The organism is Variovorax sp. 3319, assembly GCF_031456585.1.
GTDB lineage: Bacteria > Pseudomonadota > Gammaproteobacteria > Burkholderiales > Burkholderiaceae_C > Variovorax > Variovorax paradoxus_P.
This window is the reverse complement of record NZ_JAVDUZ010000004.1, coordinates 323,210-346,003: the sequence shown is the minus strand read 5'-3', so window position 1 is coordinate 346,003 and position 22,794 is coordinate 323,210. Positions and strand designations below refer to the sequence as shown.

The 22,794-nt window shown below is 67.4% G+C and carries 15 protein-coding genes; 3 read left to right on the top strand and 12 right to left on the bottom strand.

Annotated features, from left to right (window positions below; all coding sequences use genetic code 11):
* Positions 1-36: 36 nt before the first annotated feature.
* The 12 genes from J2X67_RS11105 to phnD form a co-directional block, all read right to left on the bottom strand.
* Positions 37-1,647 (bottom strand): MltA domain-containing protein, encoded by a 1,611-nt coding sequence (locus J2X67_RS11105; RefSeq protein ID WP_309953001.1) that lies wholly within the window; start codon positions 1,645-1,647, stop codon positions 37-39.
* 54 nt (positions 1,648-1,701) lie between these two features.
* Positions 1,702-3,612, bottom strand: coding sequence for a serine/threonine-protein kinase (locus J2X67_RS11100; protein WP_309952999.1), 1,911 nt, complete (start codon positions 3,610-3,612; stop codon positions 1,702-1,704).
* A 619-nt stretch (positions 3,613-4,231) separates the two neighbouring features.
* Positions 4,232-4,861 (bottom strand): type VI secretion system-associated protein TagF, encoded by a 630-nt coding sequence (gene tagF / locus J2X67_RS11095; protein WP_309952997.1) that lies wholly within the window; start codon positions 4,859-4,861, stop codon positions 4,232-4,234.
* Positions 4,858-8,457, bottom strand: coding sequence for a type VI secretion system membrane subunit TssM (tssM, locus tag J2X67_RS11090; RefSeq protein ID WP_309952996.1), 3,600 nt, complete (start codon positions 8,455-8,457; stop codon positions 4,858-4,860). The genes tagF and tssM overlap by 4 nt, the downstream gene beginning before the upstream one ends.
* The gene (locus J2X67_RS11085; protein WP_309952994.1) at positions 8,454-9,785 is read right to left on the bottom strand and encodes a DotU family type VI secretion system protein; all 1,332 of its coding nucleotides are present in this window, start codon (positions 9,783-9,785) and stop codon (positions 8,454-8,456) included. Before J2X67_RS11085 ends, tssM begins: the two co-directional genes overlap by 4 nt.
* Before the next feature lie 32 nt (positions 9,786-9,817).
* Positions 9,818-11,149, bottom strand: a complete 1,332-nt coding sequence (gene tssK / locus J2X67_RS11080; RefSeq protein ID WP_309952992.1) for a type VI secretion system baseplate subunit TssK — start codon at positions 11,147-11,149, stop codon at positions 9,818-9,820.
* A gap of 166 nt (positions 11,150-11,315) precedes the next feature.
* Positions 11,316-14,201, bottom strand: a complete 2,886-nt coding sequence (locus J2X67_RS11075) for a zeta toxin family protein (RefSeq protein WP_309952990.1) — start codon at positions 14,199-14,201, stop codon at positions 11,316-11,318.
* A complete protein-coding gene (locus tag J2X67_RS11070; protein ID WP_309952988.1) occupies positions 14,198-14,551 on the bottom strand; it encodes a hypothetical protein in 354 nt (117 codons plus the stop codon). The genes J2X67_RS11075 and J2X67_RS11070 overlap by 4 nt, the downstream gene beginning before the upstream one ends.
* Positions 14,548-14,748: a hypothetical protein gene (locus J2X67_RS11065; RefSeq protein WP_309952986.1), complete on the bottom strand. Its 201-nt coding sequence runs from the start codon at positions 14,746-14,748 to the stop codon at positions 14,548-14,550. Before J2X67_RS11065 ends, J2X67_RS11070 begins: the two co-directional genes overlap by 4 nt.
* A complete protein-coding gene (locus J2X67_RS11060) occupies positions 14,745-15,101 on the bottom strand; it encodes a hypothetical protein (RefSeq protein ID WP_309952984.1) in 357 nt (118 codons plus the stop codon). Before J2X67_RS11060 ends, J2X67_RS11065 begins: the two co-directional genes overlap by 4 nt.
* A 229-nt stretch (positions 15,102-15,330) precedes the next feature.
* Positions 15,331-16,389, bottom strand: a complete 1,059-nt coding sequence (locus J2X67_RS11055) for a phosphate/phosphite/phosphonate ABC transporter substrate-binding protein (RefSeq protein ID WP_309952983.1) — start codon at positions 16,387-16,389, stop codon at positions 15,331-15,333.
* Position 16,390: 1 nt separating this feature from the next.
* The gene (gene phnD, locus J2X67_RS11050; RefSeq protein WP_309952981.1) at positions 16,391-17,398 is read right to left on the bottom strand and encodes a phosphate/phosphite/phosphonate ABC transporter substrate-binding protein; all 1,008 of its coding nucleotides are present in this window, start codon (positions 17,396-17,398) and stop codon (positions 16,391-16,393) included.
* A gap of 256 nt (positions 17,399-17,654) precedes the next feature.
* Here phnD and J2X67_RS11045 point away from each other — a divergent pair, with 256 nt between their 5' ends.
* The 3 genes from J2X67_RS11045 to J2X67_RS11035 all read left to right on the top strand — a co-directional run bounded on the left by J2X67_RS11045 (position 17,655) and on the right by J2X67_RS11035 (position 22,770).
* Entirely contained in the window at positions 17,655-19,544 is a 1,890-nt protein-coding gene (locus J2X67_RS11045) for a hybrid sensor histidine kinase/response regulator (protein WP_309952979.1), read from the top strand.
* A 179-nt stretch (positions 19,545-19,723) separates the two neighbouring features.
* Positions 19,724-20,749 (top strand): ABC transporter substrate binding protein, encoded by a 1,026-nt coding sequence (locus tag J2X67_RS11040; RefSeq protein WP_309952978.1) that lies wholly within the window; start codon positions 19,724-19,726, stop codon positions 20,747-20,749.
* Positions 20,746-22,770 carry an ATP-binding protein gene (locus J2X67_RS11035; RefSeq protein ID WP_309952977.1) on the top strand — a complete coding sequence of 675 codons (2,025 nt, stop codon included), beginning with the start codon at positions 20,746-20,748 and terminating at the stop codon, positions 22,768-22,770. Before J2X67_RS11040 ends, J2X67_RS11035 begins: the two co-directional genes overlap by 4 nt.
* Positions 22,771-22,794: the final 24 nt, after the last annotated feature.

Below are 22,794 nucleotides of genomic sequence, written 5' to 3'. Positions count from 1 at the left end.
AGGCCAGCCGTGCCCATCGCTGAAGAGCCGGACGCATCAGTCGTCCACGCACACGCCCTCGGTGGGCACCAGGCATTGCGGCAAGCCGGCGCCGGCCGGACCGCCGCGCGTACGAATTGCCGAAGACACCGCCGCCGACGCTACGGCCAGGCCGCGCGGCAACAAGATCCATAGCTGGCCGCGCTCTTTCATGCGGCGTGCATTGGTCGCGGCCTGCTGGCCGTTGCCGAAGAAATAGTCGGCCCGCACAGCGCCGCGGATCGCACCGCCGGTGTCCTGCGCAATGGTGAGCCGCTGCATCGGCGCACCGGTGCCGGGCGCGCGGGTAGAAACGAACACGGGATAGCCGAGCGGTGTGCTGCGCGGGTCTACCGCAATCGAACGACCGGCCGACAGCGGCACGCCGAAGGCACCTACAGGCCCACCCGAGGGCGACGCCGACTCCTTGAAGAACACATAGCTCGGGTCCTTGATGCCCGAACCGACGACCGGACCGGCCGTGCGGCGCCCCGGCACCACGACAGCACCGCTGACGGTGGGCCGCGCAAGCGTGAAGCCGCGCGTGCGAATGGCGTTGGTCGAGCTGCCGCCGGCATCTTCGTCGTCGTCGCCGTCGTCCAGGTCCAGCTCGATGGAAGCGCCGCGCACCTTTACCGGGCTGCGCGGCTTGCCGTTGGACGCCTGTGCCAGCGTGGGACGGAAGGGCTGGCCGTTCTGCTCTGCGTAGGCCACGCGAATGATGTCGCCGTTGGCCAGCTTGATGCGGCCTGAGCCCTGGATCTGCATTTCGTAGAGCGCGGTGGCGCTGCTCACGAAGGCGAGCACCTTGGCGTTGGGCGCGCCCTTGGTTTCGATTTCTTCGCGCGTGTAGTACGGCAGCAGCTGCTTGCCCTCGATGCGCAGGCGCACCTTGCGGTCGAGCGTGTCGCGCGTGATGGCCGAGAGATCGAGCGCATAGAGGCCAGGCGCGCCCATGTCGCGCGTGCTGAGCCCGGTCTGCACCACCACGTTGCGGCCTTCGATCCGCGCCGCCACCGTGCCGTTGCCGGCCGGCAGCTTGCGTGCATCCGCAAACAGCATGTCTTCAGGCTGGCCGTACACCGGGTAGATGAAGGGTGCCGCGTATTGGCGGCTGCCCGGAATCTCGGGCTCGAAGTAGCCGGTGACCACGCCGTCGGGCTTGCGGTCGTCGTCGCGGATCTGGTAGGCCGAGAACTCCTGCTCGAAGAACGCGCGAATGGCCGTGCTGCTCTTGCTGTCGACCCTGAGGGCGCGCGCACACACGTCCTTCCACTCGGCGCCGCGGCCGGTGAGCACCTTGCAGCTGCCCAGGAACGCAGGCCAGCTGTCGGAGAAATCGTCTCGGGCCCAGCCGGGCACGGCGTCGAAGCTGACCGAGGTGTAGGTGGCCAGTTGCGTGGAGAAGGTGCGCGCCTGGCCGGCCACGCTCGCGCCGACAGGGGTCGGGCGCGTTGCCGTCGCTCCTGACGCCCCGCTTGCCGTTGCGGCGGAACCCGCCGGCCCCGCATTGGCATCGGTGGACGATGCCGGCGGCGTGTTGACGCACCCTGCGGCGGCAAACACGGCCGCGGCAGCGGCGGCCCAGCGAAGGGCGGAAAAATTGAAAATCGGCGACCGGGTGTTCATGAAAGTCTCCTTGTCCGAAAAGACAGCCCCGCAGGGCCAACGCTCTACAGACGATTACTTCTCGACGATTTTGAAATTCGCGACGCCGTAGACGTCGTTGCATGGGGTGTTGGGCGCGCACACCGGCTTGCCCAGCAATGGCGACGGCCCCGTGCCGCGCGTGGCTTCGAGCGCAGCCAGCACGGGTAACGGGAACTGCGGAAACACGCCGTCGTTCTGAATGCCCGAGGCGCTGAAGTCGCGCTCGCGCTCGCTCACGAGCACCGCAAACTGGTTGGTGCCGGCCGGGCCGCCGGCATCCATCGGCCATGAAGCGCGCGGCAGCGAGAGCGGGCTGCCGGCGGTGATCTTGTTGTGCTTGTCGAGCAGGTTCGGAAACAGCAAGAACATCTCGCCGCCGCTGGACAGCAAGAACACGTACACAAAGCCGTCGCGCTTGCTGCGCACTTCGAAGGCGAGCTTGTCCTTGCCGATTGCAACCTCCGGCTTCTTCGGCGCGGCCGCCACATCGAAACCCGCAGCAGCTCCCGCGGCGAGCGACTGCAGCGAGTCGAGCGGCGTGTGGGGTGCCGGCGGGGGAGGAGGAGGCGGCGGCGGTGGCGGCGTTGCGGTCACGCGGGTTTCGGGGGGCGGTGGTGGTGGCGTCACGATGGCCTGCTTGCTGCCACCGTCCGCCTCCGTACCGGCGGTGCGCCCCTGGTACCACCACCAGCCGCCGCCGGCCACGATGGCTGCAACCGCCAGCGATGCGATTGCGGGCACGGCCTTGCTTTTTTTGCCGGCGCTGCCAGCACCGCTTTCTTCATCCGTGCGCTGCACCGGCGCCTTGCCGCGGCCGATGACCGTCGGCGCGTCGGCGTTGCTGCCGGCCTTGCGCGAGCCCGGAGTCAGAGGCGGGTTGGTGCGCGGCACCGGCGCAATGCTGTGGCCCACCTCCAGGTCGAGCGCCGCCCGAAACTCGGCCATCGACTGCGGCCGCGACTCGGGCCGCACACCCAGGCCTGCATCGATGGCCTGCAACAGCCGCAAGCTGTAGCGCTGTCGAAGGATTTCGTTGCCCGCAAGCGGCACATAGCTGTCGGACAAGAGCCGTGCCACCGAAGGCGGCGGCGCGCGCCCGCAAACGGCCACGTGCATTACCGCCGCAAGCGCATAGACATCGGTCCACGCACCCTGCGACATGTCGGGCATTTCGGCGTACTGCTCGATGGGTGCGTAGCCGGGCTTGAGGATGACGGTGATCGCCTGCGTCTTGTCGGTGATCACGCGGCGCGCGGCGCCGAAGTCGAGCACCACCGGACGGCCCGAGCCTTCAAGCAGGATGATGTTGTCGGGCGCGATGTCGCGGTGATAGCAATTGGCGCCGTGCATCACACCCAGCGCCTGCGTCACGCCGTCCATGATGCGGACGAGCCAGGCCTCGTCCACACCCGCCGGAATGGAACCCAGCGACTGGCGCAGCGTGTCGCCGCGGTAGAACGGCATGACCATGTAGGTGGTGCCGCGCTCTTGCCAGAAGCGGTAGACCTTCAGCAGCGAGGGATGGTCGAACTGCGCCAGCAGCCGGGCTTCGTTGATGAAGCTGCGCATGCCGAGGTCGAAGGTTTCCCTGTGGCGTTCGGACAAGGGGACTACTGTTCCGTCCTGCTGCCTTGTCGAGAGAGAGGTCGGCAGGTATTCCTTGATGGCGACGACGCGTTCGAGGGCATGGTCCCAGGCTTCGTAGACGACGCCGAAGCCGCCCTGGCCTACGACACGGGTGATCTCGAATTCTGCAAGGCGGCTGCCTACGGGGAGGAGGCCGGCTTCGTTGCCTTCTGTGGCTGGGCTGGTGATGGGGGTGTTGGACAGGCTTGTGGGGCTGGCGGTGATTACTGTGACTGAGGTGTCTTTTTGCTGGACGGGCCTTGACATGACCTGGGTGCGGTCGTCTTCTGCCGGTGTGTTGGGTTTTGCTTCGGTCATTGGATGGCTCCCGTATGGACGTTGACGGGGGCTTGCTTTCCGAGGCCGGGTGTCGCCCCGGCGGGCGACCTACTTTTCTTTGCTTCGCCAAAGAAACGTAGGCAAAAGAAAGGCGACCCCACTGTCTGCGACCCCTGCGCTGCGCTTCGGGGCAACCTGCGGTGCTCGGTTTTCACGGGGTCCGCAGAACTCGCTTCGCTCAAACAGCTGCGGCCCTGATCCGCGAAACCCTCCGCTCCTCGGCGCATACAGAGGGGAGTGCAGCCCACCGGGCCTTTGCTTCGCTCGGCCACCAGGCCACCGCGGCGCTGCGCGCCGGAGTGGTTGGCGTTGGCTGTTGGACTTGGGGCCGAGCGAGAGCGAAGGCTGCCCGCTCCCAGCCCCTTCTGTATGCGCCGAGGAGCGCAGATGGAGGCGGGATCAGGGCCGCAGCTGTTTGAGCGAAGCGAGTTCTGCGGACCCCCGCCGGAGTCGAGCACCGCAGGTTGCCCGTAGCGAAGCGCAGGGACGCAGACAGTAGGGGTCGCCTTTCTTTGCTTACTTTCTTTGGCGAAGCAAAGAAAGTGAGTCGCCCGCCGGGGCGACACCCGGCCCCGGACAACAAACCAAAGCAAGGAGTTCATTCCCCCTCCCCCACAAACAAAGCCTCGAACTCCCCACCCAACGGCAACCCCACAACAACCATCCGAGCCCCCTCTTCAGCGCCAGGATCGCCAAGCCACAAAGACCCCCCCGCCCCAGGCAAAGCCAGCGACTCCACCCCCCCCTCGCGCCCCCCACCACCTTGCGTCGCAACAAACAACCGCTCAAGCAACGCATCGAACCCGAGCGCATCCATATCCCCTTCAAGCCCCTCCAGAGCAGCCTGCGTCCCGCGCTCCCACCAAAGCAGCACCCCCCGCAACGCATCGCCCTGCAATGCATCGCCAACCGGAGCATCGAACTCGACAGCCAGCGTGATCGGAAAGTACCGCCCCACTCCATCGACCGAAGGCATCATCACGCCGATCCACGCACCTTGGCCCGCCACGCCCGGCCCCAGCGCAAAGCACCACACCGGCGCCTGCAGGTAGTGCGCAATCCAGTCTTCATGCCGGTCCTTCAGCCGCGCGAGGCCGCGCTGCAGCCAGTGGTCCCACTCAGAGCGAAACGACTCGGGCAGCCGCCGATGCGCAAAGTCCCCCATGCCGGGCAACTTGCCGAACCATCCAGGCAATGCAGCAGCAGAAAAAGCAACCGCGCCGGTCACAACCCCTCCGGACAAGAGAACTCGCGCAGTTCCTTCAGGCGGATGGGGTGCTGCACGCTGTTCGTCGTTACCTCGAAGCGCGTCTTGCGCGGGCCGACCTGGAAGGTGATGAAAAACTTTTCGGGCGCATCGCCGGCTTCGAGCTGCCCATCGTCGAGCGCGCGGAACAGCGCCCACGGCCCATCGACCGCGGAGCCGGAGCTGCCGGTGGTCGAGGGCGGGCTCACCTGAATACGCACCTGGTTGCTGCCCTTGGGCCCCGGCCATTGCACAGCCATGGGCACCACGGGGCCGTGCGCGTACTTCACGAGCTGGCCGTCCACGTCAAGAATGAACTGCGTGATGCCCGCATCCATCTCGACCGGCTTGAAGTCCAGCCGCATCGACGGGCCACGGCCGCCACCGCGGAAGAAGATGTCCTTGATGCGCGCGGCACGCTCGAACTGCGCCAGCGCCTGCGTGGTAACGGCGCCGCGCTCGGCCACGGGCTTGTAGCGCCATGGTTTGGTGCTGGTGTCGACCAGTGCGGCCAGCCGCTTCTGGAAGAAGTCGTCCATCAGCCCCCCGGCACCGAACATCTGGCCGAAGTCTTCGGGCAGCACGTCGCGCTTGCTGTTGCCCACGAAGGGGTAGCGGCCCGCAATGGCGCGGTTGCAGAACTCGGTCACGGGGCGCAGGTCCTGGCTCAGGTTGCCGCGCTCGGCCACCTGGGCCTGCGCCGCGCCCGACTGGCTCAGGTTTTCGACCATCGTGCGCACCGGCTCGGGCAGGCGGCCGGCATCCGACTTGAGCTTGCCTGCCACGTCGCCGGGCGGCGGCGAGGTGCGGCCCTTCACGGCCGTGTCTACCGCGTTGAGGTACACGTACACCTCGTTGAACAGCTTGAGCGCGTCGTCGATGGGCGCGGGCTGGTTGGGTGCAACCGGCGTGACCAGGCGGCGCAGCGCCTCGAAGCGGTCGTCCACGATGCTCTCGATGCGCTTGCCGCTGGCCACCGCCTTGTTCGGATCGCCGCCGAACAAGTCTTCGAGGCCCTTGCGCGTGCTGGCGACGGTGGCGGTCGCCTTGCTCACCACGTCCTTGGGCTGGTCGGCGGGAATGAGCGTGGTTTCCTTCACCACAGCGCGCAAGAAGTTGGCAAGCGGCGAGCCCACGCCCGAGAGAATGCGCGCGGCCTCGATGTTCTTCTCGAGTCCGGTGGCGCGAATCAGCCGCACGTCCGCCAGGAGCGTCTCCCACACCTTGACGTATTCCGCCAGATAGAGCCGGCGCACGCGGTCGGTCAGCGCGCCAAGGGCGGCCACGTCGCGCATGCGGTCGGTGGCGCTGCGGTCTTGCCCCAGCACCCACGGGTCTTCCTGCGCGAGCAGTCCGGTGAGCACCGTCACTTCGTTCTGGAAGCGCTTGTGATAGCCGTCGTAGGTGAACATGCCCGGCACGCCTTCGGTCAGCGGCTTGCCGCTGATGCGCTCGAACACCAGCGGCGCCGAGGGGCCCGCGGCGGTGGCGATGCTGAAGGCCGGAATGTCCTTGGTGGCGCGCTGGCGCTTGAGGCGGCTGAACACGCGCTGCTCCAGCGGATAGCTCGCGAGCACGGCGCGCACGCTGCGCACCAGGTTCTCGTCCATCTTGAGCGGCGAGCGCGGCGGGCCTTGTGCAATGAGCACGTCGAGTTGGTCTTCGAGCGCCTGGCGCTGGTCTTCGGGAATGCCGCGGTCCAGGCTGCGCGCCCAGTCGAGCGTGATCCATGCCTTGAGCGCCTCGGCATCGAAATGCTCGGGCTGGTAGAGCATGAGGTAGCTCTTGAGCGCCTCGTACGTGTACTCCAGGTTGTCCTTCTGCGCAGTGCGCAGCTGGTCTTCGATGCGCTTGGCAATCTGCGGCAAGAAGGCGTCGTTGAGCGCGCGCTGGTGCGTGAGCATGGCGGCCGCATCGAGCTTGTCGCCCTGGTAGAGGCCCAGCGTCATCGACAGCGGCTCGTCGCCCTGCCGGTTGTCGGGCGTCTTCCAGATGTCGCGCAGGCCCTGCAGCACAGGCGCCACCTCGACCAGGTTCTGCACACGCGAAGGCAGCGCCGCAAGATTCTGGCGTGCGGGCTCTACACGCGCCTCGACCGACTTCAGGTAGTTGACGTTCTGCAGCGTGCTGTAGCCCCACCCCGCCAGGAGCGCCAGCGTGACCAGCGTCATGGCCGCCACGCCCGCCATGCGCAGCGCATGGCGCCGGCGCTCCAGCTTCACGTTGGCACCGGCAAGGCGCTGCTCCGGAAACACCACCTCGCGCAGCAGCGCGGTGAGAAAGTAGCTGCGGCCGCTCGACTTTTGCGGCGCGAGCATGGCGCGCTCCAGGCCGAAGCTGCGCGCAAGGCTGCCCATCACGCGGTCGATGGGGCTGCCCTCTTGCGTGCCGCTGGTGAAGTACACGCCGCGCACCCACGGCGGCTGCGCAAAGCGCGAACCGGTGAACACCTGGTCGAGCAAATCGGACAGCATCGAACCGATGGAGCCGAACTGCGCCGGAAAGCCGAAGATCGCCGCACGGCGCGCGCCGTCGGTCTCGCGCTGCATGCGCGCAATGAGGCCGTCGTTCACGCGGTTGTGCAGCAGCGCGAACTCACGGTTGAAGGCGGTGGAAAGGCCCTTCTCGTCGGCTTGCACGTTCTCGTCGGCCGGCAGCGTAAAGCCGAACACCTGCGCACGTTGCTCCTTGCCCAGGTCGTCGAAATAATCGGTAAAGCCGTAGAGCAAGTCGCTCTTGGTGACGAGCACATACACCGGCAGCCGCGTGGTGAGCTTCGCGTCCAACTCCAGCAGCCGCGCGCGAATCGATGCGGCCAGTTGCGTGCGCTGCTCGGGGCCCTGGCTCAGCAGGTCGGCCACGCTCACGGTCAGGAACACGCCATTGAGCGGACGGCGCGGGCGCGCCTTCTTGAGCAGGCCCAAGAAGCCTTCCCAGGCGCTCTTGTCTTCCGATTGATGGCTGTCCTGCGTGGTGTAGCGGCCGGCGGTGTCGATGAGCACCGCCTCGTCGGTGAACCACCAGTCGCAGTTGCGCGTGCCGCCCACGCCGCGAATCGCGCCGGGGCCGAACTTTTCCGCCAGCGGAAACGAAAGGCCCGAGTTGACCAGCGCCGTGGTCTTGCCCGCGCCGGGCGCGCCGATGAACACGTACCACGGCAGGTCGTACAGATAGCTGCCGCCGGAGATGGAAAGCCAGTCGCGCCACCCGGGCTTCTTGCCCGCGGCATGCAGGCGCATCTGCTTGAGCGTGGCCACGGCTTCGCTGAAGCGCGTGTCCAGGATCTTCTGTTCGCCGTTGACTGGCGCGTCGCTCTTGGCGGCCGGCGCCTTCATCAGGCCGTCCGTCAGGTGCTGGCTTGCACGGCGCGCACGCCAGCGGCGGTAGAGCGCGCGAAGCACCACCATGAGCACGATGGCGCCGATCAGCAGCGCGCGCACCAGCTCGCTTTCGAGCGGCGCCCATGCGCCGATCTTCACCAGCGGGCCGATCCACCAGATCAGCAGCGAGACGATGACCAGCGCGAGGATGGTCAGCAGCAGCGGACTGAACAGGAAGCCGAAGATTTTCTTGATCATTTCGTCACTCCTGCCGAAGCGACCCGGTCGGGCTCGGACAACAGCACGATGTCGACCCGCCGGTTGCGCGCGCGGTTGGCGGGCGTGTCGTTGGCGGCCACCGGCTCTGCATCGGCCTTGCCGTCGGAGCGCATGCGCGCGGGCTCCACCAGCGTGGTGAGCGCGCCCTTCACCGCATCGGCGCGAGCGGCCGACAGGTGCCAGTTGGACGGATAGCGCAGCGAGCGGATCGGCTGGTTGTCGGAGTGGCCGGTGATCAGCACCTCGCCCTTCACCTCGGCCAGCGCCTGGCCGATGCGGCGCAGCACCGGCAGCGATGTGGCCATGGGCTCTGCGCTGCCGGAGCCGAAGAACGAGTCGCCACGCAGGCGCACCACGCTGCGGTCCGCCTCGTCGGTCACGGTGACCAGCCCCTGCTTGATCTCGGGCTCCAGAAAGCGCGCGAGCCGCGGCGTCTTGGCGGGCGCGGCGGGCGGCGCAATCTGTATGTTGGGCACGCGCAGGCCCGACACCGCGGCATAGGTGGTGTCGGAACGGTAATTGAGCGTGAGCCGCAGGCCGAACCATGCCAGCGCAAGCAGCAGTGCAAAGCCCGCTGCAAACACCCACAGCGGCAGCGATTCGCGCAGCCGCACGGTGCCCGCGCCCTGCCCGCGCCAATGCGGGGAAAGCTCGGCCTCGAGCGGCGGGCGGTCCTTGGCGATGAGGTCTGCCAGGCGCTGGCGCACCGAATCGAGTTGCGCGCGGCCGTTGTCGACCACGCGGTAGCGGCCTTCGAAACCGAGTGCGAGCACGCTGTAGATAAGCTCCAGCAGCTGGCGATGCGTGGGCACGTCTTGCGCGAGCTTGGCGAGCAGCTGAAAAATCTTCTCGCCGCCCCATGTCTCGTTATGAAACTGCACCAGCAGGCTCTGCTTGTTCCAGCCGGCCTGCACGCCCCAGGGCGTATTGGCCACTGCTTCGTCGAGCGCAGTGCACAGCACATAGCGCGCGGCCAGAACCGATTCGTTGCTTACACCGGCGCGGCGCGCGGCGGCGTCGAACTGGTTCACTGCTTCGGCGGTGGAGGCGCGCAGGGCCGGCACGTTGGGCGGCTGCGCAAGATTGCGCAGCTTGCCGATCAGCACCAGCAGCTTGCCCGCGGCCGATACCAGCGGATTGAGCAAACCGATCTCGCCGACTTCGGCCGCAGGCGTCGGATCGACTCCGCCGAAGAACGGCGCAGGTGCCGCGGCGGGCGGCGGCGGCGTGCCGGCAGGTGTACGCGGCTTGGGCTTGATGACCGTGCGCTCCGACTCGAAAGCGGCAAAGGGGTCTGGTGTGGTCATGATGGTGTTCCGTTTCCGCAGGCCCGAAGGGGCTAGGAACGAATGGCCCAGAACGCGAGGTCGAGGCCGGGAAAGTCGCCCGCAATGTGCATCGCGATGCCGCCCGATTGCTCCAGCTGGCGCCACAGGTCGCTGTTGCGCGTTTCGAGTTCGAAGTAGTTGGCGCCGGTATGAAAGGGAATCTGGCGCGGCGCTACCGGCATCGGTGTGAGCGTGACGCCCGGCAGCGCCAGGTTGACCAGGTCGCGAATGCGCTCGACGGGGCCGATCTTGACCTGCGTGGGAAAGCGCGCGCGCAGCGCCTCGCTCGGCATGCTGGCGTTCACTGCAAGCACGAAGGTCGCCTTGCGCTGCAGTTCCACATCGGTAACCACCGCCACGCGTACGCCGTGCTTGCGGTCGTGCAGTTCGATGCGAATGGCCGACTGCTCCAGCACCATCGAGAGGCTGCGGCGCAGGTCGTCCATCACCGGCCGAAAGCTCATTGCCAGGTCGTCGTGGATGTAGGGGCCGAAGTGCGTGACACGACGCGAATCGCGAAAGCTCGCAAGATCGCCCGCCAGCCCAAGCGCATGCTCGAAGAAATGCTGCGGGTGCAGCATTGCGCTTTTGGCAAGATGCGCAAACACCGCCTCGTTGCGGTTGACCGTCTGCAGCAGCATGAAGTCGGCAATCTCGGCCACGCCGCCCGTGCCGCCTTGCGTCATGCGGCCAGCCAGCGCCTCGCCGCGCTGGCGCAAGAGGCCCAGCAGTTCGTCGAGCCACGAGCGGATCGCGGCATGGCCGGCCACGTCGAGCAACGGCGGCAGCATGGCACGGTCGAGCTGAACCTGGTTGTCCACACGGCGTTCGACCACGCGCGCCACCCCCAGCGTGGTCCAGGCATCGGTCGCTTCGCCGGCGCGCATCAGGCGCGTATGAAGCTGGCCCAACTGCAGCATGGCCGTGCGCTCGCCGGCGGTGTTGGAGTCGGGCACCTCCGACTCGAGCACGCGGTGGCGCACCAACTCTTCGTATTCTTCAGCGTCGGCTTCGCGGGCCCCGGCGCGGCGCAGCGGCAGCGCGAGCATCACCGCCTCGTCGCGCATCGTCGGCGGAATGTCGATGGGTTCGGGCAGCGGATCGACCGCCGGCATGTCGAACACCGTGCCATCGCCAAAAATGCCTACGGCGCGCACCAGCGCGAGCTTGCCCAGCGTGAGCGCCGCCTGGTCGATCTCGATCTCCGCGAAACCCCAGGCATATGGCGTGGTCGAGCGCAAAAGCACATGCCGCGCATGGTCGCCATGACGCTCGCTCTGCTGCAGGTGCTGGGGCTGCAGCAGCATCCCCTCGCTCCAGACCACTTTTGTTCGCCAACTCATCCGCACTCCGTCAAAGGCAAGGGCTGCCCGAAAGAAGCACGGAGTTTCCGGCGCGCAAGGCCGGCGGCAAATCCGCCTAACGGCCTAGGCGGGGGGATTTGGAGCTACCGCGAAGGGACTAGATGCGCGCCCCCCCTGTTGCGCGCCCGCTCCCACACTCGGGCTGTCAGCCCATCACCGGCCCCTGTTGCTGGTTGGCTTGCGCTGCGTTCTGTGCCCGAATCTCGCTCATTATTTGCGCCCGCTGCTGCTCGGTTTGCTGGATGTGCTGATCGCTCAGCTGAACGCTGGGTGCGGGCTGGCTGATGTCCATCTGTGCTGGCACGGCAAAGAGCGAGCGGGAGGCGAAGACCACCGACTTGTCGCCGATATAAATACCCGACAGGTCTTTCTCCGTAATGCTCGACCGGTGGCAGGCGGCCGTGCCTTGGGCCAGGCGTTCTTCGGAGGTGCCCTTCGGAAGGAGGTCTTTGAGGGTGCTGTACAGCGCATTTTGCGGATGACCCGGGTCGCTGAAATCGCGCAGAAGCGGGCGGCTCGTGTCAGCCGCGGCAGTTATGGCAGTTGCGGACCTCGAATCGCTCTCATCGCGCCGCGCCACGCCATCGTGTCGCTCTGCGGCCATGCGTGCCATCTGCTGGTGCATCTGGGCCAATTCGGCCCGCGCCGCAGCCGCCTGGGCTTGCGCTGCGGCCACCTGGGCTTGCGCCGCCGCAATGGCTGAGGCATCGCCTGGAGGGTTCGAGTGCACCGGGGCAACCATTGAGGCGTGGGTTGAGACTTGGGTGGTCGGCGAGTGCATCGCCTCGGCGCCAGCGGCCGGCGCCTGCTCCTGCTCCTGCACACGTTCCGGCACACGCTCCTGCGTACGCTCCACCGAAGGCTGCAGCGTCCTTCGAGGGCTCGGCTCGCTCCTGAACCGATCCCTGTCCTGCGCCAGCGCAATCTCCAGGTCACGCATCAGGGTCTGCTCCTGCGCCTGATGCACCCGGTACAACGGGCCGCCTTTGGCCCGGTGGATTTCATCGAGCTTGCCCACCGGCTGCAACGAGCCCGCAGAAATCTGCTCGGGCTCGTCCCGGCGCTTGTGCGCCTCGGCAAAGCTCATGCCGCCCGGCGTGGGCACGATGCGCGATTCATGCGTGGTGATGCGTTCGATCTGCTGGGGTGTCAGATGGCCGTTCGCAGGCTGCGGCTGTGCGGGCACCGCCTGGGGCGTGGCATGGGGTTCCTCGCGCACAGGGCCTTGGGCGGCGTGGGTGACGGCGGCCGGTACCGGGCCGTGCTGTTTCCATCTATGCTGGGTGTAGGCCTCCTGGTAGCGCTGGGCAATGGCTTGCGGGCTGTGGGCGAGGTTGTCGGCAATGACGCGCTGCGCCGCCGCGTCCAGTTGCCGGCTCTGTTCCGGGCTGGCCGGGGCCGTGCGCTGAACCGGCATGCCGTGCGTCGTGGGCGTAGCCGCTTCGGTGGCCTGCCGCGTCCAGGCATGGCTTTGCGGGTCGCGTATCCACGGCTGGCTGGCGCCGATGCCGGAGCGCACCGCTTCACCGATGCTCTCGGGCGCCTGCCTGAACGGGTCTTGGGGTGCGCGCGGATGGGCCAGTGCCAGTTCGACGGCCACGTTGCTGGCCTTGTAGTTCAGCTCATCGGCCAGGAGGGGCGCGGCTTGCATCAGGTGGTTTTTGTAGCCCACCCCTTCAGGGGGCCCTTGGGGCCCGAATTCACCGGGGCGAGGCAGACGGGTCCAGCCCTGCGCGGGCTGGCTGGGGTCGAGGTTCCAGTCGTTGCCGTCGCTGCCGCGCTGGGTGTAGATGCGCGATTGGTCCAGGGCATCCATGATCTTGTTGCCGGCCACGGCACCAACGAGGCCACCGGCCAAGCCCGCGGCGAGAGCCCCGGGCCCGGTCTCGATGCCGGCCGCCGCCGCCACCGAGCCCACGGCCATGGCCCCGGCGGCCATGCCGAGATTGCGGCCTGCGAAGTGCAGCAGTTCAGACTTGGCGCCGGTGAGGTTGTCCTGGTCGAGCAGGTTCTTGGTGTCTCGGCCGGTGGTGAGGGCGTCGTGGGCCAGGGCGGCGGTGCCGAAAACCTTGAGGCCGAGCGCGACACGCGCGGCGCCCGGTTCGATGCGAACGCTGCGGTCGATGGCGGCGGCCTCGGTAGCGGTGCGCTGGACGTCCGCCTTGATCTTGAGGTCGCTGTTTTCGCGCAAAACGTTCTGCACGGTCGATGGCGTAACCTTTGGATTGCGTTGCAAGGATTCGGGAAGCTGCTGTTCCCAGGCTTGCTGGGCTTGCCATTTGTTGTTCAGACCGCGGGTGCGCTCTGGGTCGGTGAGGCGGGCTTCGCGGGCCTGTTCCAGTGCCGCGCCGGGCTTCAACGGGCTGGTGCGACTGTCGTAAAGCTCCGTTCCTTCGCGGTTGTAGATGCGGATGCGGGCGTTGGGCAGTTGCGCGTGCACCTTGTCGAGGTTGGCGGGCAGATTGTCATAGACGCTAGTGCGCACCTCCTGGGGAACGAAGCGGCCATAGCCCTTTTTCTCGAGGCTGTCAGTGAAGCGTTCATGCACGCCATGCTCGCTTTCGAGGCGGTGCGTGGCGAGCACACGGACTTCGACCTCATAGGGATGCTTTTGCAGGGCCTGCATCTTCTTCATTTCGCCGATCCAGTGATCGGCGCCGCCCAGCGTGGTGTCGAAGACGATGTTGCGTCGGCCTTCGACGAAATCGTGGCTCAGTTTGTCGGTCCAGCTTCGGGCATCCTGGTGGGTGTGGCTGGCCCAGGTGTAGGGGTGGGTTTCGCGGAGTTGCTCGCGGTAGGGGTGGTAATTGCGCTTTTCGTCGAGGTCCAATTTGACGACGTTGCCGGCGAATTCTTGCTCGGCAGCGGCTGCCAGACCTCCCTTTCCGGCACCCGGTTGGCCAGCCAGCACAATGGCGCGCGGGTGCTCTTGTGGGGTGGTCTCGTGAAAGCGGCTGTCTGGAAGAACTCGTTCGGCATAAATGCGGTTATGGGTGGCCTCGTCCAGGGCCCATTCGGTGGCGCGACTCATCGGAAGTCCTTCTCCTGAGTCTTGAAATAGCTGGACAGATCGCCGTCGCCGTAGACCGCGTGCACCGCCATGGCGAGCGCCTTCGCCTTCTTGTTGGTCAAACGGGCTGCTTCCATGTCGCCCCGTGCCCGGGCTCGATCCTCTTCGCTGTATGCATCGCCCATATCCCCGCCCAGCATGTCCTTCAGCAGCCAAACGGCTCTTTCAAAGTCCATAGGGCCGCGTGGACCATAGTGGAGGCTAGTCAGAGCTTCTTGAAGTTCTTCAATCAGCTCCGGATAGTCTTTGAGCAATTCGCGCACGGTGCGCGGCACGGGTGGCGGCGGGAAGTTGAGGTGGTTGCGGTTCATTGTTGTGGCCTCCTTGAATGGATCGTCAGTGCAGGAGTTTTACTGCGCGAATTGCCGGCGCCGGGCTGGCCCGCCAGAACGATGGCGTGAGGGCGTGCTTGAGGTGTTGTTTCAGACAGGGCGCTTCTGGGTACAACGCGCTCCGCGAAGACACGACGGTGGGTTTCAGGATCGAGTTTGCCGGTGGGGTCGCTCATTCGAACGCCCCCTTATAGGTCTCGAAGTAGTCCCGCAATTCGGGGAGGCTCCGGGGGCGACCTGCGACTACCAGCGCGTCGTACTTGATCTTGGCCCGATAGATTGCCTGCGAATCGCCGGTTTGCTCGGCTTCCTTGAGGGCTTCATAGGCGTCGGAATAGCGGGCGCTGAGGGTGTCTTCGAGCACCTCGAAGACTTCATTGAACGGGGCGCCCCACTTTCTTTCGAGGTACTTAGCCACGATTTCATTCACGTAGTCTTGGATTTGCTCGATCAGCTCCGGATAGTCCTTGAGCGTCTCGCGCAGGAACTGCGGCATAGGGGGCTGGGGAATGGAGTGTGTCCAGATCATGGTTTCCCTTCGGGCGCTCATTGGCGCGGCCGTTTTATTGATGGATATGTGACGGGTCAAGCGTACATCCGAGAAAACGCTGCACGATCTCAGTGCCTGCGTACCAGCCGCGTTGCACGGATGGATTTCACGATCACTATCGATCGTTTATTGGCGCGAGCAGGTTCGAGTTCCCCGCAAATCCGATGCTGTCAGCGGAGATACCCAGCCAAGACCCTGCCCGCCCCGCTCAACGTGCGGCAGTAGACGCCGCACGCAAAGTCTCCACCTGCTCCTTGTAAGCCTGCTCGATGCGCCGCAGCCGCTGCTCGCGCGCCGCGTCGTTCACCCACGCAGCCGCCATCGCGTTCTGCTTGCCCAGCTGATACTCGAGCGCGGCCTCGGGCAGCAGCGCACTGTCGTCGGCCGGCGCATAGCCGTAAGCCGCGCGCAGGGTCTTGAGCACTTCGCGTTCGGCATCGGCGCGGGGGCCTTTGCCTTGGCCGTAGCCGATGAGGAAAGCCTGGAGCTTGGCCTGGAACGCGGGCGGGTAGTCGCGCCGCACCACCATCTGCGCGCCGGGCGGCGGCTCCGATTCCCACACCACGTGCAGCCGCGCAGCCTCTACCGGAAACTGCTCCCTGAAGCGCTCGAAGTCGGTGGTGTTGTTGGTAGCTACGTCGGCATCACCATTCGCAACTGCGAGTGCGGTGGCCTGGTGGTTGCCGACGATCTCGCCGCGGAAGCGGGTTTCCATCTGGATATTGCGCGGCAAGAACAGCTGGCTCTGCGGCATGAGAAAGCCGGTCACCGAACGGCTGTCTCCACGCGCGAGCCGCCAGCGCTCGGGTTCGGCAAGCACCGCTTCCAGCGTGCTGGGTGCGCCGGTCTTTCGGGTGAGCAGCACGGCACGGTGGGTGGGCATGCCGGGCCGGCGTGCGATTTGCGCGACCACTTTCATGCGCCGCTGCATCACTGCTTCGAGCGCGATCTTGGCCGAGAGGAACGCCATGTCGACTTCATCGCGCTTGATGGCGCGGTCGAGTTCTTCATACGACGCCACCGAATAAGCGGTCACCGGCACACCGATGGCCTGGCTCATGTCGGCCAGCAGGGGCATCCACAAGGCCCGCGATTCGACTGCACCGCCCAGCGGCAGCACACCGAAGCGCACAGGCTGGGTGGGCGCGGCCGCTTTTTCGGCCGTGGCCGCGGTGCCCGGCGCGAGCAAAGCGGCGGCGGCAACAAGCACGGGCAGCAGTGCCGCGGCAAGCCACCGGACAGCGCGAGGAGGCTCCCGGGCAGGCATGTCAGGGCGACAGGTCCCTGAGGACGGTGACCTGCTCCGCGTAGCCGCTTTCGATGCGCTTCAGGCGCGCCTCGCGCGCCTCGTCGTTGACCCATTGCGCGGTCATGGCGTTTTGCCTGGCCAGCTGATAGGCGAGCTTGGCGGCCGGTTGCAGCGAGCTGTTGTCCGCCGCCACGAACCCGGCCAGGTCGTGCAGCGACTTGAGCACTGTGCGCTCCGCATCGCCCTTGGGCCCCTTGGCGCGCCCGTAGCCGACCAGAAAGGCTTGCACGCGGCCGCGCAGTTCGGACGAATATTCGCGCCGCACCACAATCTGCGCATGCGGAATGAGCTCGGACTCCCACAGCACCTGCAGCCGCTGGGCCTCGGCCGGAAAGCGCTGCTTGAAGCGCTCGAAATCGGCCGTGTTGTTGGTGGCCACATCGGCCTCGTTATTTGCCACGGCCAGAGCGGTGGCCTGGTGGGTGCCGACGATCTCGCTCAGGAAGCGGGTTTCCATGGCGATGTGATTGGGCAAGAAGAACTGCAGCTGCGGCACGATGAAGCCCGACACCGACTGCCGTTCGCCACGCGCGAGGCGCCAGCGCTCCGGCTCGCCCAGCAGGCTCTTTTTGGTGTTGAAAGGCGGCGCCTTGCGGGTGAGCAATAGGGCGCGGTAGCCCGCGAGGCCGTCGTGCCGCACCACCTGGGCCACCACTTTCATGCGGCGCTGGGTCACGGCGTCGAGCGCCATCTTTCCGGACAGGAAGGCCATGTCGACCTCGTCACGGCGGATGGCCTGCTCCAGCGCCTCATACGAGTTGACCGAAAGCACGCTCACCGGCCGCGCGATGGCACGGCTCAGTTCGGCCAGTAGCGGATCCCAGTCGCTGCGCGATTCGAAGGCACCGCCAAGCGGCAGGATGCCGAAGCGCACCGGGGCGTCGGGCTGCAACGCGGGTTGGGCCACCGCCAGCAATGGCAGGCCGGCGAGCAGACTCAGCACCAGGGCGCTGCGTCGCACCGCCACGGCGGCGGCTCGCCTGAACCGCGTGCAGCGGCGCGGGGCACCAAGGGCATCAGTAGCGCCGGAAGCCTTCCGGACGCAGCTCGGGGAGGCCTGCATTTTGAACACGGGGCATGGTCCGCTGCGGGATCAGCGGGTCTAACATGGACAACGCGGACACGATTAGATATCAAATACAAGCTATTTTTGTGATGTTTTTCCCATCTTTCGCTCCGTAACCAAGGCCCTTAAGCTCGCTCTTCATGCGCTACACGCCCCCATGAACTGGAACTTCCGCGTCCTCCGGGGGCTTGCGCGCCTCACGTTTGCCCAGCAGCTGATCTTGCTGGCACTGGTGCCGGCCACCGCCGCCACGCTGGCGGCCATTGCGGTGTTGACGCGGCAGCACCTGGACAACCTCACCGAGCTGATGCGCGCCAATGCGCAAACGGTGGCAATGCAGGTGGCTACCGCGGCGCAAGCACCGCTGCTGCGCATGGACCGCCGCATTCTTCAGCGCACGGCGCAATCGGGTACCTACCAGCCGCACGTGCAGCAGGTGCAGATCTGGTCGGACGACGGCGAGATCGTCGCCAACTCCGAAACCGTCGACCGCGACCGGCGCGAAGGCCTGCAGGTGGTGGTTCCCATCGTGAGCGAAGACGGCAAGCACAGCGGCAAGGTCATGGTGGAGATGAGCCTGAACGCCGTGCAGGACGCGCGGCGCTCGGTGTGGCTCAACGTGGTGCTGGTGCTGGCGACCAGCCTCGTGGGCGTGGGGCTGGCGGGCTGGTGGGCGGCGCGGCGCATCAGCGAGCCGATTCGCGCACTGGGCAAGGCGGTCGACCGGCTGGGCGCCGGCGAGGCCGCGAGCGTTGCCATCGAGGGCACCTCTGAAGTGCGGCACCTGCAGCACGGCTTCAACCAGGCGGCGCGTGCCCTGGCCGAAAGCCACCGGCTGCTGCAAAGCCGCATCAGCGAGGCCACGGCCGAGCTCGCGCGCAAAAACCAGCAGCTGGAGGTTGCAAGCCAGGCCAAGACCCGCCTGCTGGCCGCCGCCAGCCACGACCTGCGCCAGCCGCTGCATGCGCTCACGCTGTTTTCCGACGGCCTGGCCAACGGCGAGACCGACCCGGTGCGCCTGCAGCGCATCGGCCACATTCGCGAGTGCGTCGACTCACTCGACCGGCTGTTCTCAGAGTTGCTGAATCTTTCGCAGCTCGATGCCGGCGTGCTGCAGCCGCAGTGGGCGGACTTTCCGCTCGACCAGCTGTTCGATGAAATCAGCCGCAACTTCCGGCCCGTGGCCGAGCAACAGGGGCTGCGGCTGGTGGTGCGCAAGACCGACCTCTGGGTGCGCTGCGACTACGTGATGCTCTCGCGCATTCTCAACAACCTGGTGTCCAACTCGCTGCGCCACACCATCGAAGGCGGCGTGCTGATCGGCGCCCGGCCGCGCGGCAAGGGCGTTCGCATCGACGTGGTCGACACCGGCGTGGGCATTGCCGTGCAGCACCAGGCGCGTGTGTTCGAAGAGTTCTACCAGGTGGAAGCCACCGGCCGCCAGGCGCCCCGCGGCCAGCGCGGCATGGGCCTTGGCCTTGCCACGGTCCAGCGCCTGACGGAGCTGCTCAACACCCGTGTGGAGCTGACGTCGCGGCCCAACAAGGGCACCTGCGTGCGGGTGCTGGTGCGCTCGGCACCGGCTGCGCTGCCTGCCCTGGACGTGGCCCCGGCCATCGGCGCCGCAGAGGAAGAACCGAGCCTCGAGCAGTTGCGCATCCTGGTGATCGACGACGAGCGCACCATTCTGGAAGGCTTGTCGGTGGTGCTCACCAATTGGGGCGCCGAGGTGCAGGCGGCGCAAACCCGCGCCGAAGCACTGGCGCTGGCCGACGCGTGGGAGCAACCGCCCGACGTGGTGGTGAGCGACCTGCTCCTGCAAGGCGGCGACAACGGGCTCGACGTGATTGCCGCGCTCGAACGCCACCCGCGAGGCATCGGCCCCGGTACGGCGCGCCTGCTGGTCACGGGAGAAACCAAACCCGACCGCCTGCGCGAAGTGGCCAGCGCGGGCATTGCCGTGCTCTACAAGCCCGTTTCTCCACGCGTGCTGCGCCAGGCCATCCAGGCACAGCGCGCAGCCGCCTTGCTCAACGCCGAAGCCTAGTCCATCGGACATAGGCCAAGCAGCCGCTGCGCTGTGCACTTCGTCACGCCGGCAGGGGGTGGCGGGTGCCGACATAAGCCCTCCGCCTTATCGCGCGATGCAGGGGCCTTCCGTACATTGGTACTGCCCTTTCTTGCTGCGGAAAGCAGTCCATGTTTGTTGCCGTGAACCCTTTCAAATTGCTCCTCCGGAAACGGCTGCACCGCGGCGTGCGCGCCGCGCTGGCGCTGGGCTTCGTTGCGGCACAGCTCGCGGTTGCCGATGCATCTGCGAGCAACCTCACGGTGCTGATGGGCGACGACTTTGCCGCCCACTCGGAATTCGTGCAGCACCTTCGCACGGGCCAGGAGCCCGGCGGCCGCTTCGAGCTGGTGCGGCTTTCGCCAGGCGGCGCGGACAGCCAGCAACCCGCCGAAGTGGCCAGCACCGAGCCCGAGCGCGTTGCCAATGCCGGCGTGCGCACGCGCGGGCTGCGCAGCCCGCCTGTGGACATGGGCCTGACCCTCGCAGTGGGCGTGCCGGCTGCGCGCGCCGCACTCGACCGGCCCGGCCAGCAACCGCTGGTGCTTGCCATGCTGAGCCGGCTCGACTACGAGACCCTGCGGGCCAGTAGCGCCGCACTGCGCCGCGGCGACCGGCCCGTGGGTGTGCTGCTGCGCGACCCCGCCATGGCCGACCAGCTTGCGCTGGTGGGCGCTGTGCTGCCGCAAAAGCGCCGCATCGGCGTGGTCGCCACGCCCGAATCTGAACCGCTGGTGCGCGAGCTGCAACGCGCGGCGCAGGGCGCAAACCCCGCGTGGGACGTGCAGGTGGAATACGCGCCCGATGCCAGGTCGCTGGCCTCGGCGTTGCACCTGGTGGTGCCCCGCAGCGATGCGCTGATGGTGCTGCCCGACCAGATCGGCGACAGCCAGGCGGCCACGCTCGCGGTGCTGCGTGCGGGTGCCGGAGCCGGCTTGCCGGTGTTCGGTGCCAGCGAGGGCCTGGTACGTTCGGGCGGGCTTGCGGCGGCGGTTTCCACACCGGCGCAGCTGGCCCGGCAAGCGCGGCTGCTCGGCCAGAAACTCGCCGGTGCCAGCGGCGGACCGCTGGTTGAAGCGGCCACGCCCGCCACCGTGCGCGTCAACGTGACAGTGGCGCGCGGACTCGGACTGCGCTTGCCGGAGGAGCGGGAACTGACCGAGCGGCTCACCGTGACGCGATGAGCGACAAGGGGACGACACCCGAAGGCGCGCGCGCCGATTCGACGCAAGCGCTGCAGCAGCAGCAGCAGCAGCAGCAGCAGCAGCCTCCCTCCGCGACCACCCTGCTGGTGCGCGGCAACCTGCAGCGCGACCTGTTCCGGCTTGGCGTGGTGCCGTGCGCGGCGGTGGCTCTTGCACTCACCGGCTGGTTCACGCACAACCGCCTGCAAACGCTCGAGGCGGCCTTCGACGCGGAGGGCCAGGCCGTGGCGCGCCAGGTGGCCGCCATGTCCGACCTGAGCCTTTACGCCGGCGACTTGCCGGCGCTGCAGAACGTGGCCAACGCGGCGCTGCGCGGCGGGCAGGTGATGCGAGTCGAAATCAGCAACAGCGCTGGCGTGTTCGTCACCGCCGGCCCCAAGGCGTCTTCCCTGGCGCAGCTGCGCATGTTCACCTCGCCGGTCACGTTGCGCGAAGCTTCGCGCGCCAGCGCCTTTGCGCCCGCGGGCTCCACCGCGGCCGGCGAAACACCCATCGGCCTGGTGCAGACCTTTCGCGACACCACCGCCTACGCGCGCGAACGCAGCCGTTCGCTCATGGCGGGTATCGGCATTGCAATGGTTGCGTTGCTTGCGGCATGGGCCTCGGTGCGCCACATGGCACGCACGGTGGCACGGCCGCTGCGCCGCGTGTCGCGTACGGTGGCAGCGCTGGAGGCCGGGCACTTCGAAGCGCGCTGCGATGTGGTCGAAGACGGGTCGCGGAGCACACCGGCACCGCCCGGCAAAGGCCACACGCACGAGTTGGCCGTGCTCGCGCATGACATCGACCGCCTCGCAGAGCGGCTGCAGCGCAACCGCCAGGTCAGCGAAGAGCGCGTGCGCGAGGCCACCGCCGTGGCGCTGCAGCGCATGGCCGAAGCCGAGCAGGCTGCACTGTCCCGCGCCCGGTTCCTGGCCGCGGCCAGCCACGACTTGCGCCAGCCGCTGCATGCCATGGGCCTTTTCATCGACGGCCTGCTGCCAAGCGCCACCCAGGCGCAGCGCCCGGCCGTGCTGCGCCTGCAGGAGAGCACCGAGTTCATGGGCGTGCTGCTCGACGACCTGCTCGAAATATCGCGCCTCGACGCCCAGGTGCTGACGCCCGCGATCACCAAGGTGCCGCTGGCCGCGCTGTTCGACCAACTCGATGCGCAGCACGCGCCCACCGCGGCCGAAACCCGCGTGCGCTTGCGCTGGAGCGACCGCGGCCTTGCGGTGCGCACCGACGCGGCGCTGCTGCAGCGCATCGTGGGCAACCTGGTGGCCAACGCATTGCGCCATGCGCCGCCGGGCGGTACCGTGCTGGTGGCCGCGCGCCGCAGCCATGGCGAAGGCGACAACGTGCGCATTGAAGTGCGCGACAACGGCGTGGGCATTGCGCCCATTCACCAGGGCCGGATCTTCGAAGAGTTCTACCAGGTGGCCAACACCGAGCGCGACCGGCGCCGCGGCTTCGGCCTGGGCCTTGCCATTTGCGCGCGCATTGCGGCGCTGCTGGGCACGCGCATCTCGGTGCGCTCGGCGCTGCAGGCGGGCAGCACGTTCGCGCTCACGCTGCCGGCCGCCCATGCCGCCGAAGCCGCAGTGCCGCAGGCCCCGCCTCGTGCACTCACGCCGCTGGCGGGCCTGCACTGCATGGTGGTCGACGACGACCCGGCCATTCTCGACGGCAGCCGCGCGCTGCTGGAGCAATGGGGTTGCCAGGTCGAATGCATTGCCACCGGCGCCGAGGCCATTGCGCGGCTGGGCACCGGAGACCTGCACTTCGATGCGGTGCTGTGCGACTTGCAACTGGCCGGCGCCGACGACGGCATGGACGTGATCACGGCTGCCAAGCGCTTGCAGCCCGACGCGCTCACCGTTCTCATATCGGGTGCCACGGGCCCCGAAGTGCTGCAGCGCCTGCGCCATGGGGGCGTGATGCTGCTGACCAAGCCCGTTGCGCCGGCCAAGCTGCGCGCGCTGCTTTCCACGCGCCGGCATGCCGCTTCACCGGCCTGAGGGTCGTCCTCATCATCCAGGCGA